Annotated in this window: 11 protein-coding genes; 7 read left to right on the top strand and 4 right to left on the bottom strand. The window is 52.8% G+C overall.

Annotation, left to right across the window (positions count from 1 at the left end; all coding sequences use genetic code 11):
• The first annotated feature begins 175 nt into the window (after positions 1-175).
• The 4 genes from H6F94_RS12025 to H6F94_RS33245 all read left to right on the top strand — a co-directional run bounded on the left by H6F94_RS12025 (position 176) and on the right by H6F94_RS33245 (position 9,933).
• Complete coding sequence (locus H6F94_RS12025; protein WP_190802489.1) at positions 176-1,138, top strand: DUF11 domain-containing protein; 963 nt, start codon at positions 176-178, stop codon at positions 1,136-1,138.
• A complete protein-coding gene (locus H6F94_RS12030) occupies positions 1,135-4,677 on the top strand; it encodes a TonB-dependent receptor (RefSeq protein WP_190802490.1) in 3,543 nt (1,180 codons plus the stop codon). The genes H6F94_RS12025 and H6F94_RS12030 overlap by 4 nt, the downstream gene beginning before the upstream one ends.
• A complete protein-coding gene (locus H6F94_RS12035) occupies positions 4,674-6,827 on the top strand; it encodes an OmpA family protein (protein ID WP_190802491.1) in 2,154 nt (717 codons plus the stop codon). The genes H6F94_RS12030 and H6F94_RS12035 overlap by 4 nt, the downstream gene beginning before the upstream one ends.
• A 61-nt stretch (positions 6,828-6,888) precedes the next feature.
• Positions 6,889-9,933 carry a DUF11 domain-containing protein gene (locus tag H6F94_RS33245; RefSeq protein ID WP_190802492.1) on the top strand — a complete coding sequence of 1,015 codons (3,045 nt, stop codon included), beginning with the start codon at positions 6,889-6,891 and terminating at the stop codon, positions 9,931-9,933.
• A gap of 53 nt (positions 9,934-9,986) precedes the next feature.
• Here the strand turns inward: H6F94_RS33245 and H6F94_RS12045 are convergent, their stop codons facing one another.
• The 4 genes from H6F94_RS12045 to hemE all read right to left on the bottom strand — a co-directional run bounded on the left by H6F94_RS12045 (position 9,987) and on the right by hemE (position 14,101).
• Positions 9,987-10,748 carry a peptidylprolyl isomerase gene (locus H6F94_RS12045; RefSeq protein WP_190802493.1) on the bottom strand — a complete coding sequence of 254 codons (762 nt, stop codon included), beginning with the start codon at positions 10,746-10,748 and terminating at the stop codon, positions 9,987-9,989.
• A gap of 121 nt (positions 10,749-10,869) precedes the next feature.
• Positions 10,870-11,703, bottom strand: a complete 834-nt coding sequence (locus H6F94_RS12050) for a hypothetical protein (RefSeq protein ID WP_190802494.1) — start codon at positions 11,701-11,703, stop codon at positions 10,870-10,872.
• 349 nt (positions 11,704-12,052) lie between these two features.
• The gene (locus tag H6F94_RS12055; protein WP_190802495.1) at positions 12,053-13,051 is read right to left on the bottom strand and encodes an NAD-dependent epimerase/dehydratase family protein; all 999 of its coding nucleotides are present in this window, start codon (positions 13,049-13,051) and stop codon (positions 12,053-12,055) included.
• Entirely contained in the window at positions 13,052-14,101 is a 1,050-nt protein-coding gene (gene hemE, locus H6F94_RS12060; protein WP_190802496.1) for a uroporphyrinogen decarboxylase, read from the bottom strand.
• A gap of 197 nt (positions 14,102-14,298) precedes the next feature.
• Between hemE and H6F94_RS12065 the strand changes: the two genes are divergently transcribed.
• The 3 genes from H6F94_RS12065 (at position 14,299) to rsmG (ending at position 15,799) form a co-directional block, all read left to right on the top strand.
• Complete coding sequence (locus H6F94_RS12065) at positions 14,299-14,562, top strand: 2TM domain-containing protein (protein ID WP_190802497.1); 264 nt, start codon at positions 14,299-14,301, stop codon at positions 14,560-14,562.
• Between the two features lie 11 nt (positions 14,563-14,573).
• On the top strand, positions 14,574-14,891 hold the full coding sequence (locus H6F94_RS12070; RefSeq protein WP_190802498.1) for a DUF3181 family protein: 318 nt from the start codon (positions 14,574-14,576) through the stop codon (positions 14,889-14,891).
• A 236-nt stretch (positions 14,892-15,127) separates the two neighbouring features.
• A complete protein-coding gene (gene rsmG / locus H6F94_RS12075; protein ID WP_190802499.1) occupies positions 15,128-15,799 on the top strand; it encodes a 16S rRNA (guanine(527)-N(7))-methyltransferase RsmG in 672 nt (223 codons plus the stop codon).
• Positions 15,800-16,424 lie beyond the last annotated feature (625 nt).

Below are 16,424 nucleotides of genomic sequence, written 5' to 3' on the forward strand. Positions count from 1 at the left end.
TTGAGTTAAGCCTCCGTAAAAGCTGCTTAGACGCTGCGTTAACAATTACTTGCCATTGTCCCTTAGTTTGCTATACTCTCCGTAAATTTCCTGATTTAATTTTTCAGGTTTTTTAGTATCGGCACAACCGATGGCTTCAGCATTGCTGGGGGCATTTCCTGGGGCTTATTAGGGTATGAGAGTTCGAGCGGACTTCCTGGAACGATTTTGTTGGCTTCTAGCTGCGTTGGTGATCGGTTATGCAATTGAACCAACTATTCCGGCCACCGCTCAAGACGCCATTCGCAACTCAGCTCGGGCTGGGTTCACGGGCACCAATATCCCGCCCGTTGACTCCAACGAGGTGACAACTCCGATTAGAGTTAGCAACGCATCTCTAGAAATCGTCAAGGTGGGCGACCGGGCGGCGGCAGAGCCAGGGGATACCGTTCTTTACCGGCTCGCCATTCGCAATACGGGTCTAGTTGCGCTGCGCGATTTTACAATTACTGATGTTTTGCCTCTGGGCTTAAGTTTTGTCTCTCGGTCTCTACAAGGTTCTGTCACTAGAGGCAATACAACAACCCCAGTTAATCAGCTTCAAGCCAATGCCTCAGGACGCACAGTCAGAATTACCTACGCTGATAGTCTGGAACCGCAGCAAATTCTGAACGTGGTATATGCCGCTGTAGTCACTCCAGATGCCATTCGAGGGACAGGACGGAACGCCGCTTCAGTGGTAGGCAAAACTCCTAATGGGAGAGAAGTTCCAACCGGTCCTGTAAGCCATTTATTGCGCATTCGTTCAGGAATTTTGTCAGAGTGTGGCACCTTAATTGGTCGAGTTTTTGTTGATAAAAACTTTGATGGCGAACAGCAACCCGGTGAAGCGGGCGTACCTAACGCTGTGATTTTTATGGATGACGGAAATCGCATTACTACCGATCCCAACGGGCTATTTTCTCTAGCCAATGTCATCGCCGGTAGCCGCACAGGGACACTGGACCTGAGCAGCCTACCGGGTTATACCTTGGCACCCAATTTGTATCGCATCGAGCGTAATAGCCAATCTCGGCTGGTCCGTCTGTCACCAGGAGGCTTGGCTCGCATGAATTTTGCCGTTACGCCCACCTTTGGGGAAGGTCAACGTCCTCAATGAAATTTCCCCCAGCATCGCCAACTTTTATTTTCTATCTGCTGTTTTTTGCATCCACACCATTGGCACTTTTAGGCACTGTTCCAGCAGTGTGGGCCAATGAAACTAAAGCGAGTGAAGTCGGGATCAATGAACCCGAAACGAGTGAAACCAGAACGGTTGTGGCGCAAGCTGGTGGGGTGAGCATTCTCAGCCCCCAAACCTCCGAAGTTAGCGAAGCCGCAACGAATCTGGTGATTCGCTATCCTGCCGCCACACAGGTAGAAGTCACTGTTAATCAAAAGCCTTTGGATCCATCCCTGCCTAACCAAGTAGTGCAGGACGAAGCTCAAGATGACGCTCAGAATCTGGTCATTCAAAGCTGGCCCCGCATTCCATTAGAGACTGGCGAGAATGTATTGCGGGTTCGGGCATTGCCGGATGGTCCAGCCACTAATGTGACGGTAACGGTCAAAAATACGGCGCCGCGCTTAGAACTTTTTGCCGCCAATGCCCCCCAAATCCCTGCCGATGGCCGCTCGACGCTTACACTTCAGGGTCAGCTCAGTGACGCCAGTGGCGCCCGGATTTTACAAGATACGCTGGTCACACTCACAACCAGCGCTGGCAAATTCATAGGAGCGGATCAGGATACAGACCGACCTGGTTTTCAAGTCATAGCAAGGCAGGGCGAGTTCACCGCCCAGTTGCAATCCACTTTAGAAGCCCAGAAAGTCCGAGTTCGTGCCAGCTTAGATCCCAAGCAGGGGCAAGAACAGCGAAGGCAAGAACAGCAAAACCAAAACCAAAACCAAGACCAAATCGAAGCCGAAACTCAGGTAGAGTTCGTCACCAACTTACGTACGTCATTGGTCAGCGGCTCGCTCAGTTTGCGCATTGGTAACTCGGGCAGCGATTTCTACCGGGGTTTCCGCGATTTCTTAAATCCTGAGCTACTAGATGACGGCACTCAGGTTGACTTTAATGCGGCAGTTTTCGCCACCGGTCGTCTTGGTGAATGGTTATTCACAGGGGCTTGGAACAACCAGCGTCCGCTGAATCAAACTTGCGATAACGAAACACGGCTGTTTCGCGATCTGCAGTTTTGCGATCAGCAATACCCTGTTTATGGCGATAGCTCGACAGTCGATTATTTAACGCCTTCGATTGACAGTGTTTATGTCCGTTTAGAACGAACTTCGCCTGTGCCTGGTGCCGAACCAGACTATGCGATGTGGGGAGACTACAACACGGAGGAGTTTGCTAGAGCCTCGCAACTGTTTAGTGCCACCACGCGTCAACTGCACGGGTTCAAACTCAATTACAATCTGGGCAACTTTCAAGCCTCGGTTCTCTACGGCAATAACGTTGAGGGGTTCCAGCGCGACACGATCGCGCCCGATGGCACGAGTGGCTATTACTTTCTCTCGCGTCGGCTGCTAGTTGAAGGCAGTGAAAATGTTTTCCTAGAGATTGAAGAAATCAATCGTCCCGGCACGGTCCTTGAGCGCAAAACCTTCAGCCGCGGCGTTGACTACGATATTGACTATGACCGAGGCACTATCCTGTTCCGCCGTCCGATTCTAGCCACTGAATTTGACCCATTCGGAACGACTTTAGTCCGTCGGATCGTTGCCACCTATCAATACGAAGGACGGGGCAATACCGGTACTGATCTCTATGCAGGTCGCCTGCAATACAACTTCTCTCAAGAGTTTAATCGCGAAAGTTGGGCCGGCATTAGCTATCTGCGCGATAACCAAGGGGACCGCAACTTTGAGCTGTACGGCTTCGATACGTTGATTCCTTTGGGTGAGAACTCGCAGTTTATTGCTGAAGTGGCTCGTTCTCGCAATGACTCAGTTTATCGAGGCGATATTACGGGTACGGCCTATCGGTTTGAACTGAATGCAGCCCTCAGTCAAGACCTGCGGGGTCGGCTGTATTACCGGGATGTCGACGAAGACTTTAGCAACAACGCGACTATCAGTTTTACGCCAGGTCAAACTCGTTACGGAGCCTCTGTTAATGCTCGGATCGGCCCGAGTACAACCTTCGAAGCTCTCTATGACCGCGAAAGTAATTACGGTATTTCCTCACTAGAGCGCACGACCTTTAATGATCTGTTCAATCCAGGTATAGAGCCTCGACCTGGCAGCCGGGTTGACAATACTCTAACCACGATTAGTGCTGGCATTCAGCAAAGATTCGGCGCTGCTGAATTGAGCTTGAACTGGGTGAATCGCGACCGGGAAGATCGCATCGGAGATGACGATCTAGATGGCAACGCCAGCCAGTTAGTTTCTCGCTTAACCATTCCCATTCTTCAAAATCTCAGCTTCAGAGCTCAGAACGAATTGAACTTGGGCGAGAGCGATCCGCTCTATCCTGACCGCACTGTAGTGGGCCTGAACTGGGCGGTAATGCCCGGTGTGAGTGTGCAGCTCAATCACCAGTTTTATACGGAGGGTCGCTTCGCCCGTTACTCAGTTACTAGCCTGGATACGATTCTGGAACACAGCTTTTCAGAAGACACCAAAATGACTGGGCGTTACTCGCTGTTGGGAGGGGCCAATGGCACAACTATGCAGGGGGCGGTTGGCTTAAATCACCGCTGGACGATTGCACCAGGCCTGAGGATTAACTTGACCTATGAGCGCTTGTTTGGCGATGTCTTTGGCCGCACTGCCGCTGGTGATCGTTACCCTCAACCTTATGCAGTCAGCCAAAGTGCTGCCTCGTTGGGTTTGCGTTCTGGCCATAGCTATAGCGTCGGCTTTGAATACACCGATAACCCTGCCCTTCAAGCCAGTGCCCGCTATGAGCATCGCTCCGATGGTGATGACGATAATACGGTGATTTCGGCAGCGGTCACTGGCAAGGTTTCACCGTCCTTAACCGCGCTACTGCGCTATCAGCAAGCTAATTCATCGAACCAACTGCTCACTGGCTTGGGTGACACAAGTAGTGTGCGCTTGGGCTTAGCTTATCGTGATCTTCAAAGCGACCGCTTTAACGCCTTGTTGCGCTACGAATATCGCAAGAATCCTTCAGTCATTCCTGACACTCTACTGTTTGGTAATGGCACAGGTTCTCAAGACCATACCTTCGCCTTAGAAGCCATCTATGCCCCTAATTGGCAGTGGGAATTTTATGGCAAGTATGCTTTGCGCAGTAGCACTACTGATTTTGCCCGCAACTTCAGCAACAACGGCTTTGTCTCTCTGGCTCAATTCCGAACTGCTTATCAATTGAGTTACAACATGGACTTAGCGGGTGAAGTGCGCTGGATTAGTCAGAACTCCACTGACTATAACGAGTTAGGCTTTGTGCTGGAAACAGGCTACTATCTCACGCCCAATTTAAGGTTGGCAGCAGGTTATAGTTTCGGTCGGGTAAGCGACCGCGAGTTCGATTCCCGTTCCGATTCGGGTCCTTACGTCACGCTCACCGTTAAGCTCAACGAACTGTTCAATGGCTTTGGTCTGCAACGAGTTGCCCCTCGACAGCAACAGGAATCGCAGGTTACTCAGGTCAGCGCCCCTACGGGTGAAACACCATGAAGCGCATCTACTTTCCCCTCGCGGTTGCCTGCATTGGCTCGGCTTTAACGCTTGCAGCCTGGGCAGATTCTCCACCGTCGCAGCCACCCTTACGAGTCGTTGTCAATAGCAATCAGGATGGCCCAGTCCAAGCTAATGATGCACTCACCTTGCGTGAAGCGATCGAGATTGTGAATGGCACCCTGGCCGTAGAACAATTAAGTGCAGCAGAAAAAACGCAGGTCCAACCGCTCGAATCGGGTGTCAATTTCAATGGCAATTCCAATGGCAATTCGGGTGAGGTGGGCGGGCGTATCGAATTCAGCTTGCCACCCGACCAAACCACAATCCAGCTCACCGAGGTTTTGCCTGAGCTTGACCAACCCGGACTCGTAGTTGATGGCACCACCCAACCGGGCTACGACGCTACAAAGTCTGCCACGGCTGAAATCGCCATTCCCATTCCAGTCGTCGCTCTGACTCCCGCAGCAGAAGCCGAAGTGTTTCGAGGGCTCAGCGTTGTCGCTGATAACATCACGATTCGCGGCTTGAGTCTGTACGGATTTACTTCTCGCCACCGCGACACCGAGAGCACGCCACCCGCTGATATTTTTATTGCCCATCGCCTGCCACCGCCCAACACAAGCCAACAGCAACCGCCCAATGACGACGCTCCCTTTTATGAGCGCGACCGTCCGCCACAGAATGTGTTGATTGAGAATAACTGGCTGGGTATTCGTCCAGATGGCAGCATGCCGGAGAAAACTTCGGCCTTCGGCGTTTCGGTGTTCAATAGCTCGGGCACCCAAATCCGCCGCAATCGCATCGCTGACCATGAGGGCAGCGCCATTATTACCTCGGTGCGCGCTGATAACTTACGGGTTAGCGAAAACATCATCGTCGGCAATGGCATCGCTGGCATGCCTGATGCTATTCGCTTAGAAGGTGTGGTTGATGGCTCCCAGCTGACTGGCAATTTGATTTGCGGCAACGATGGCAGCGGCGTGTTTCTGTTCAAACCGCAGGGCTCGGTGCAGATCCGTGAGAACCGCATCACCTTCAATGGCAGACGCTTGCGCCGAGCCGCAGTTTATCTAATGGGCAACGATCATCAAGTTGTCAATAACCAGATCAGTGACCAAGTCGGTCCGGGGGTTGTTGTAGCCGCCTATCCCCAGAGCGAACGCAATCTCATTCAAGCCAACCGTTTTTCGGCCTTGGAAGGGCTCAGCATTGACTTGGTCGCGCAATTCAATACCGAGGTGCAGGCTTACCAACGCGGGGATGGTCCCAATCCACGCCGCAATAGCCCTAATCGACGCAAGGACACAGGTAATGCCGCGATCAACGCGCCGCAGTTTCTGGCCCGCGAATTCCTGAAGATCGGATCTGCCCCCCTCCAAGTGCAGGGGACTGCCGATCCAGGCTCTCAAGTCGAGCTTTACCGGGTGCTTGAGTCGGCCAATTCCTATGCGCCTCTGAGCGAACCTCTAGCAACCGCAGTTGCCGATGCCCAAGGGCGCTTTAGTGCCACGCTGCCACTGCAGGCCGGGGACCGCTTCAGCGCTGTGGCTACCGATCCTCGCTATGGCACCTCTGAACCTGCCCCCTATTCCTCAGTTGGTGCCATTGGTACAGCAGGTAGCGCAGAAGCCAATGTCAATGTGGCCCCTGCTCAGCCAAGCCAGTCCAGGCCGGTTCTCCCGCAGTGCACAACCCCGCCAGCCCCACCAACAGCGGCTCCTCCTGAGCTACCGCCCGCGCCCGTAGAGATCCGTGTGCCCCGCAATGTCCACTTCGCGCTTGATCAGGCCACGATCAGTCCTGTTACAGCCCAGGTGCTCGACCGGATTGCTGCTGTTCTGCGCGATAACCCCACCATCCTGGTTGAGTTGCAAGGCCATACCGATCCTAGAGCCAGCTATGCCTACAACCTTGATTTGTCTAACCGTCGAGCCTTAGCTGTGAGAAACTATCTGCTGCGTCAGGGCATCACCCCAGAACGCATGACCATCCGGGCGTTGGGCGAATCGCAATTGCTCAACCGAGGGACCAACCGGGTGGACTATGCCCGTAACCGACGCGTCGAATTCTTATTCCGAGACTTTAGGGGCATCGAGCCCATTGTTCAAGAAGAAGATTTGCAGATAGAACCAGCGGGCTCTCGCTAGGCCAGTCCTGACGCTCCGCTTTGTGTCCACTGTGCATCCTTAATTTAGTAACAGGCAAGCTGTGAACTCGTTTCTCCAACCTTTCTTCATCGTCGCTGGCTTTCGGCTTCGCCATCTGAGCTGGATAGGCAGTCTGCTGCTGGTGGCGTGGGCTTGGAGCCAATGGGCTCAACCCGCCCAGGCCGAAGGCAGTCGGGAAATTGTTTCGGGAGGAGGGGCTAGGCCTTTGACCGAATGGCGTCCTAGAGAACCGACGTCTGGTGTGCCCCGGCGGACGATTCTGCAAGTTTTTGCGCAAGCTGGAGAAGTCATCAATCTAGGTTCCAGTGCCGTGGGCATTGGCAATGGTGGCAACGCGGTCGTATTTGCCCCCAGTACCAGCTTCGATAACGCTCAAGTGGTTCTAGACTGCCGACGTCAGCAGCCGGGACAGGGCCTGATCACCAGTCGCGCTCAAGAACTGGCCGGTCCCCTACCCGCAGCTGGCGGCTATACTCCCTGCACTTACACGGCTCCGACGGCTGGCATCTACCAGGTTGCCTTTTATGGTCCTGCCGGACCGAATGCGGTCGGCAATGGGACTCCTACTCGGCAAATCAATGACGTTCCTGGCAACTTCAACACCAGCCAGCGCAATGGCGTTGCTTTATGGGACATCACAGTTTTTAGTAATGGCACGCCTCGGCCAGGCCGTGTCTTCTCTAACTACCTGGCGCTTTACACCGGTGCCAACGGACCAGGGGCTCAGATTAACTCCAACCTGTTCATTCAAACCAGGGATGGCTTTACTTACCGGGTCAATACCAATAACCTCGACCCGGATGGGGCCATTTTCTTCTCAAACAACCGGGGCTTCATTGATGCCAATAACAACGGTTTGTACCGCTCGATCAATTTAGATGCTCCAGCTGGGGCAACTTTCCAAAGCCCAGCAGCCCCGGATCAGCCGGGCAACGCGACGAACAAAATTTTCTTTAATCAACCCGATCCACTAGCTGTTGCCGCGATCAACGGGTTTTCAACTTTTCCAATCCTCCCTTTAGCCCCTACAAACTTTTTGTTTAGAGGCATTGAGGGCACCCCAGGACAGACTGGTAGTGTGCCACTACGGGGCACCTTTAGCTTCCTGAACCCCAACCCCACACCGGGAAGCTACACGATCAGCATCGATATCAATCGCAATGGTTCCTATCGCGATCCAATTGATCGAATTTTGACTGGCACCGCCCAACCAGGCAACATCTTAGTGGAATGGGATGGGCGAGATGGACAGGGCAACCCAGTCCCAGCAGGCACAGCAGGTTTCGGTGCCCAGGTCACGATCAATGCTGGGGAAGCCCACTTTCCCCTCCTCGACTCTGAGGGGTCTGGAGGCCTGATTATTCAGCGGACCAGCCCTCTAGGAGCGGATGCCGACCGGGTTTACTACAATGACGCGGGGTTGGCAACCGGAGGTGGCCCGCCCAATCCGCTAAGCCTATTGCAGGGCGGCAACAGTTCAAGCGGCAATGTTCACGCCTATGGCAATGGCACAGGGGAGGGCTTTGGCGATCGTAAAGGCATTGACACCTGGACTTACCTACCTTCTACGCCAATTCCTTTACAGGGCAACTTGGTAATTGCAGCGGCTGACTTGGTTATCAGCAAGACTCACAGTCCAAACCCAGTGACCGTTGGCACCAATATCACCTACACGATCACGGTTAGGAACAATGGCCCCAGTAATGTCAATGGCGTGACCGTTACTGACACCATTCCACCGGAAGTGACAGGGGTGCGCCTAGTATCTTGCACACCCCAAGGTCCTCAGGGCAGCGCCGCCTGTTTGAACGCCACGATTAATGGCAATACGCTTAATTCCACAGTCCGACTCAACAACGGCAGTGCTGTTGTTTACACAATTACCGGCTTGGTCTCTGCTATTCCCAGTTCTGGCCGCCTTATCAACACGGCCACTGTGCAGCGCCCTAACGACGTAGCTGACCCAGTGGATCAGGACAACAGCGGCGGCACTAACCGCACAGAAAGTGCAATTGACGAGGCGGTGGTTATTGCCAGCCCAGTGTCACCAACCGGGCTCAAATCAGTACGCTTGTTTACTGATGTTGATAACAGTGGCTCTCTGACCACTGGCGACATCGTGGAGTACACCGTCGTCTACATCAACACCACCAACACCGCAGTCAACAATGTCCTGATCACTGATCCCTTAAACACGAATCTCTTGCAGTTTGTGGCTGGAAGCTACAGCTATGAGGCCTTTGGCACGGGTACCACAGTGCAGGCGAATGCCAACTACAACGGCACTAGCGACCCCAACCTCACCAGTCCAAGCACACGTGGCACTTTGGCGGCAGGTGGCGGACGGGTGGTGATTCGCTTCCGGGCAGTGGTCACCGCTGGCTCAGGTGTCCAAGTGATCAACCAGGCCAGCGCGACTTCCGATGGACCGGTTAGCCCCTCCTTAACTGATGCTTTAACCAACACGGGTGACATTGCTCAGCTCTTGGATGACGGTATTAACCAGGGCAACTTGCCCGGCACCGGCGATGATGACCCCACGTTGCTAGTGGTGGCTGCACCTGGGCCGCCCCGTTTCCGCCTGGTGAAGCGGGTGACTGCTGTCTTTCGTGAGAATCGTCGGATTGCTTTTAACGGGCTCAACGAGGATGCCTCTGACCCTGATGACAACGCGCCAGGCTGGTCGCAACTGCCAACCCCAGGTTTAGCCGGAGCATTCTCGGTCGGAGATGCTAATTCCCTCAGCTCTGGCGATCAGATTGAGTACACAATCTATTTCCTCTCAGATGGGGCTAGCCCATCGCCAGGGGTGAATCTATGCGATCCCATTCCTACAGGCACGACCTATCTCACCAATGGACCTGCCGGTGGTGAAATTCAATTGAATCGAGCTGGGACCAATACAGTACTGACCAGCAATGCTGACAGCGACGCAGGCCGCTTTGTGCCTCGTCTCAACCCGGTAGGATCCCCCTGTCCCAACAGCAACAACCCCAACGGCGCAATTTTAGTAAACCTGGGTGATGTTCCTAACCAGGGTGGAGCAAACTTCGGCTTTATTCGCTTCCGCGTCAGAGTTGATTAAGGGACCAACCGGCCTGCTTGCTAGCCAATGGTTAGCAAGCAGGCCGGTTGCTATCACTCATCGATTTGAAATTTGACTGCCAGATTTTGTAGTTTCTCAGCCAACCATTGCTCAAACAATTCATTTTCTAGAGCCTGTTGCAGTTGAGGATCGGCTAAGGAGGCAGGCAAAAAGCGCTCGACTCGAAACAATCCCCAATCTCCTTCAAGCTCTATAGGACCAAGGATTGTTCCGGGTTCAGCCGCATCTACTAAAGCTCGAAACTCATCCGGTAAAGCCCCTCGGCTGACCGGTCCCATCATGCCATTGGTCACTGCGTCATCGCTAAGCGAATGGTCTAGAGCGAGCTGTTCAAATCGAGCTCCTGCCTCAAGTTGGCGACGTAATTCTTCAGCCAATTCGCGATTATTGACGATAATGCGCGAAAGCACGACCTGATCTAAAAACAGCTGGCGAGCCACAAAATACTCTGGCAATAAGTCTGCGGTGACCTGCACTTTGAGTTGGTCGAGTTGGAGGTCAAAAGCAATTTGCTGACGAAACTCTGCTTCTTCCAGGCCATTATCCGTTAGCCAAGCCTGGAAGCGATCTGGTTCGTTCAGGTCTTGCTCCAGCCGGAAGTCAATCACCGCCTGCTCTAGACTGGTATCGCTGGGTGCTAAATCTGCTCGCGCTTTCAGTTCCTGCTCCAGAACATGTTGACGCAGAATGTCACCAATGACAGGACCTAATTTGCCAGCTGCTTGCAAATACTTGAGGGCCTGTCTCAAGCTGATAGCCTGCTCATCAACGATCAGAGATGGTTGAGTCTCCATGCCGACATTGTATTGAATTTTCGGTATTGAATCTCTAGGACCAACAACCGCGATTCAACTGTCGGAATGCAGCTCATGGGGTTGAGTTTGCAAAATTCAACTAAAAAAAGACACCTGTATCCTAGCGAACCTGACTGACGACCGAGGTAGTTAGGCGGGGCTGAAACCAGTCCTCTGGGAAGACGGAGTAGTCGCTCGTTGACTCCGTTGTTGACTCCGTTGTTGACTCCGTTGCAGGGCTGATTGCAGTACGACTAGTTCCACCTAGAGCGATGGGAGATTGAATTTGCTTGACGGGTCTGGCTGTGGGCGTAACGGGTGCCGTGGTTGCGGGCTGTTGCTGTAAATTGTGCAGTCGAGCTTCGGTCTCAGCAAGTTGGCTTTCCAGCAGCCTTAATTCCGCTAAACGCACTTGACGGTTGGCCTCCAGGTAGCTAGTCTCCTGGCGAATGCGCTGCATTCTGGCTTGATGGTCAGCCGTACGTCCAGGTTGATAAACAACACCAAAGTACAGCATTGTATTTTCTGCATTGACTGGGTTAATTGCCGCCGAAAGATTCAAACCAAAGTCATTTTCTGTATTGGGGTAAGCCGGAGAGGGAGCAGCGATGGGTAAATGAATGTTGTTGGACACGGCTGTACTATTTGTCTGATTACCCACTCGCACTGTTTGGCTGTTGGCCTGGCTATTCGTTTGCTGATTGGTTTGATGATTAGTTTGCTGGTTGGTTTGATGGTTTAGCTGGTTGTTGAGCTGCATATTCTGGTTGCTAAGCTGCTGTTGCATGTTGTTGTGGGAGTTCGGTCCCACGTTCATCAACTGGCCGCTAGTTTGCGTTTGTGCCTGCGCCTTAGGCATGGACATTTCTACTGCAACCAAGAGCAAGAGGGCCGCAGTTCCAGTCTTTGCAACTGTCTTAACAAGGCTAATAGAACCAATTTTGTGCTGACTCATGATCAAAGATTCCCATAGCGGTTTCAGAGGCATCGGCGGTTCTACCAACTCACTTTTTAATCGCTACACATCGACCCCTCCCAACCTCTCCTTGCCAAGGGGAGGTGCCGTAGGCGGTGGGGTTCTGATTTGTCACTCTCGTTTAGGGAATTGGTATTATTGGCTGCCTGTTGATAACTGTCTGTTAGTTGCAGGTAGTTACAAGCGTCTCCAGAAGCTCTTGCCCCATTACGCCTTATTCTAGAAAAGCTAACAACCAGCAGCAGTACCCTGTAATGTACTCTTTGCGCACTCTTCAAGCCCTTCAGAAGGAGTTGGAGATTAGAGCCAGCTAGGGTATGGGTTAGGACTAATGCAGGCGACGAGCAGGTGGAATTCGGTGAATCTTCAGTAAGTCAGTGATGGAGCCACAGTAGGTGGGTAAGCCAAAACTAGCCGGACTGACCACCTTATAAGTAAAGTGGCGATAGTCCAAACAGAAACGTTCCCAGGGACCAACCTGAATCCGAAACAGAACGATAATTAGATTGATCAAAGCGGGTGTGAGATCTACGCGTAAATAAACCCGTTTGCCCAAATAGGCACAGATCTCTTCAATACAGCCATTGAGAGAAGTACGGTCGCTGCCTAAGGTAAGCCATTGCTCGTGCTCTGTCTGCGGCAGACTCAACAAATGAGTCACGATGCGGGCAACATCCTGAGCATGCACAAAGTGAAAGCTCGCATCCATTTTAAGGAAGCGAATCAACCCGATCCAGCGCAACACTTCGGGGATACCAGCAGAAATGTGGGAATAAGGTTTGTTGCCCTCACCCCCAAATAGCATCGTGGGAAATACTGTGGTGATTCGTGAGGCGATCGGCAGCGACGACAAACGGCTCAAACAGGTGTATTTGGTGCGCATGTAATCGTTGCCAATCTGCCCTGCTGCCGGGAGCAGTTTGTTGTTGCGATCCAATAGGCTCGCCGTCGAGAAATAGATAATTTTCTCGCAGCGTTGAGGGTCGAGTAGCTCGAACAGGCGCAAGGTTTTGACCACATTGATGTCGAAAACTTCTTGCGCCCCTCCCCAAGCTGTGGCTGTATGAATCACATAATCTATCGTCTTCAGGAAAGAGCCGAACTGCTCAATCTGATGCAGATCGCCCTCCAGCACCGTGATCCCCGGACGGGCGTTGCAATCTACTCGCAACTTAGCCGGATTACGAACCAGGAAGAACAGATCGTAATCAGTCTCCTGGATCAGGCACTCCGCCAAGTAGTGGCCGACACAGCCACTGGCTCCAGTCACAAAAACGCGCTTGGGCTCGTCAGCTATTCGAGTCGGGGTTGTGTCGCGCTCTGGCATCTAAGGGTGGGCAGCTAGCAAGTGATCGGCCTGCTTCACAGTTTCAAAGAAGAAGGCAGCATTCTCTTCGGGCGTGGTCGGCAGAATGCCATGCCCCAAATTCATGATGTGGCCCCGGTTGCCAGCTTTGCGAATGACATCTAGAGTGCGTTCGCGAATTAGCTCTTTGGTTCCATACAACACACAGGGATCGAGGTTGCCTTGAACTGCAACCTTGCCTAAGCGCTGACGAGCTTCTGCCATGTCTAGGGTCCAGTCTACGCTGATGATGTCCACACCGGATTTAGGCATGCGGTCCAAAATACCAGCACTGTCGTTGATATAGAGAATCAACGGCGTATCCGGGTGAGTTGCCTTCACCTGACGGACAATCTGCTGCTCGTAGGGCAGCGCGAAGGTTTCATAGTCAATCGGGTTGAGACGGCCCGCCCAGCTATCAAACAGCTGCACCACTTGAGCACCACAGTCGATCTGGTACTTGACGTAAGTGGCAATCGCGTCAGCCAGCTTGCTGAGCAACTGATGCAGCAGTTCAGGCTCACGGAACGCCATGCCCTTGACAATGCTGTAATCCTTGGAGCTTTTGCCCTCAACGGCGTAGGCAGCCAGGGTCCAGGGAGCACCAACAAAGCCCAACACAGTAGCCTGACCATCCACTTCCTGACGCAGCGTGCTCAGAATTTTGCGCACGAAGGGGAGTGAGGCTTCAGGATCTAGCGGTGTCAATGCCTCGATCTGGGCTCGAGTCCGGATCGGGTCTTCAAACATGGGCCCCTTGCTCTCGACGATGTCGAAGGGAATACCCATGCCTGGTAATGGCGTGAGGATATCGGAGAACATGATCACGCCATCGGGCTTGAAGGCGCGAAAGGGTTGCAACGAGATTTCAACCGCCAGGTCAGGATTCTCCGAGCGTTCCCGGAAAGACGGATACTTCTGCCGTAGTTCTCGATAGACCTTCATGAAGCGACCTGCCTGCCGCATCATCCACACAGGGGGCCGATCGAGGGCCTCCCCCCGTGCTGCTCGCAATAGCCGGTCGTTCACCATACAGCCTCTACTTGTTTTAGAAATCCTGTTAAAAACCGTTCCTGATTATAAGGTTTCGTTGGCCTCCCTGTAGCAGAGACAACCAGCGGAGCCAATCTTCAGTCTGGAAGAATCGACAGGAGTTGGGTCTAAGGAGGGATTCCGGGGGCATAGGTCTAGTGACCTACACTAGGGGTATTGCTGACATGACGTTGCCCATGCCCCCCCGCTGGCCCCGAGAACCTGACATTAACGACCCAGCTTACCGTAAGCTGGCAGACCGAATTAACTTTGCTGTACATGTAGCCCTTTTTGCAGCCTGCAATTCTGGGGCCTGGTTTTTCCGCATCTTGGGACAAGAGGATTGGGCCTGGACCCCCTGGCTCACAGGTACATGGGCAGTAGTGTTGCTGGGACATGCCGTGTGGCTCTTCTTCCTAGTACGCTACAACACCTCGGATCCATCTTCCCTGCCTGATTGAGGTGTGCTTTTATGGCTAGTTCAAACCTTGCCCCCCGAATCGAGCTATTGGCGGCAGAAATTGGCGACCGTGTTTACATGGATATCGCTAAATGGCATTTGCAGCTCAACAATGCTCATTTACACAAGCCATTAGCCGAGCGGCTCTACCCACTGATCGCCGACGGCAAAGTGCCCACTGAGGATCAAGTCAACCGCATCCTCGGCGAGATACCCGTGAAAATTGGCGGCGGTCGCCACGAAGTCCCTCTCCTGAACCTACTGCCCATGCAGGGACTGGTTAGCCTGATGGACGTTCTAGAGGAATTCGCTCGCCGCAAGGACTGGTAGGACTGGGACGGGTTAGGACTGGGGCTTGCAACTTTCGGGTATTAGTTCGGGTATTTAATCAAGACTGATACTACTCAATGCTGGGGCTGGCCCAGGCTGCAAGACCAGCTTGGGCTGCTAATCTCTGCTCAACCTTTCAACCTTGCTGGGGCAATTACTGGAGCAAGATTTTTAAGGCGAGAGGTTAGCTGCGCTGTAGGATGAATGGTCCAAGGCAAGCCTCTACAGACCGCCCTATGAATCAGGAACTCCCTCCACTTCCTAGCTGGCCAGAGCGTTGGCAGGCAACCTTAGGTTGGCAACCTGATGCTGGTCAGCAATTGCAGTTTGAGCAGATTTACGCTGAGGTACTCACAGCCAATCAGCACCTGAACTTAACCCGCATCACTGCACCGGAGGACTTTTGGGAAAAGCACCTTTGGGACTCTTTGCGGGGCATTGCGCCCTTGCAGGAACTAGGGGCACAGCGGGTAATTGACATTGGGACTGGAGCTGGCTTTCCCGGTCTGCCAGTTGCTGTGGCCCATCCCGACTGGCTGGTCACGCTCCTTGATGCGACTCAAAAGAAGATTGCTTTTCTGGAAACTCTGCTGCAGCAAGTTGGCCTTGCCAATTGCCACACTTTGGTAGGCCGGGCTGAGGCGATTGGTAAACAGAAGCAAGGTGCCTATGACCTGGCACTGGTTCGCGCTGTGGGTCCTGCCGATCGCTGCGCCCGATATGCCCTGCCCTTGTTACGGCCTGGTGGCCTAGCCATTCTTTACCGCGGTCAATGGACTGCCGAAGAAGCTGATGTACTGCAAATTGCCTTGCAAGAATTCGATGGGGTTTTGGAGCAGATTGATGCTTTTACCACTCCACTCACACAAGGGGTGAGACACTGTATTCACATTAAGCGATCTAGCTGATAATCTCTCAAGAGCAGTAAGTTAGGATTCTCTCCTTGACCATTCTTTTTTCACTCTTTTTTACAAGAGATCAGCTAAATCAGCCTGGTTTTTAACAGATTTTCGATTTGCATTTAGAGGTGAACATTTGGTTAATCTTCAATGCGAATTGAACTCAGAAAAGGGGTCTGACCCCCTAGGGACTGAACGCCCGAATGCCCAGAAATTCCGAAACTTGTGATCGAGCTAACTGTACTCAAGAGGCGGTAGCGGTAGTCAACTAAAGAAGAGCTTCTGGGGGGAAGTACGATTTTATGTTTAAGCAAGGCGCGGCGACCGATCTAAATCTGCTACAGACATTCATAAAAAAGGGGTCAGACCCCCTTTTGCAAATGCCCCTAAACCCATTTCTATCCGACATTGTGCCCTTAAAAACGAGAGGCTACCTCCCTTTGCCAAGGCTTTAATCGCCGGCGTAGGCTTCTATTTGTCCAGGGTGAGTATCTACTAACAATGACTGCCAATGGCTGCTGATGATCTCTCGCTAGTTTCGCTGCTGAGTCCAAGTGCAATGGACCGCATCTTGCTCCATCTCGCCTTTAGTGCCTTGAGGACCGGCGGACATCGTCATGGCACTTTCCTCAAT

Source organism: Leptolyngbya sp. FACHB-261 (assembly GCF_014696065.1).
Classification (GTDB): domain Bacteria; phylum Cyanobacteriota; class Cyanobacteriia; order FACHB-261; family FACHB-261; genus FACHB-261.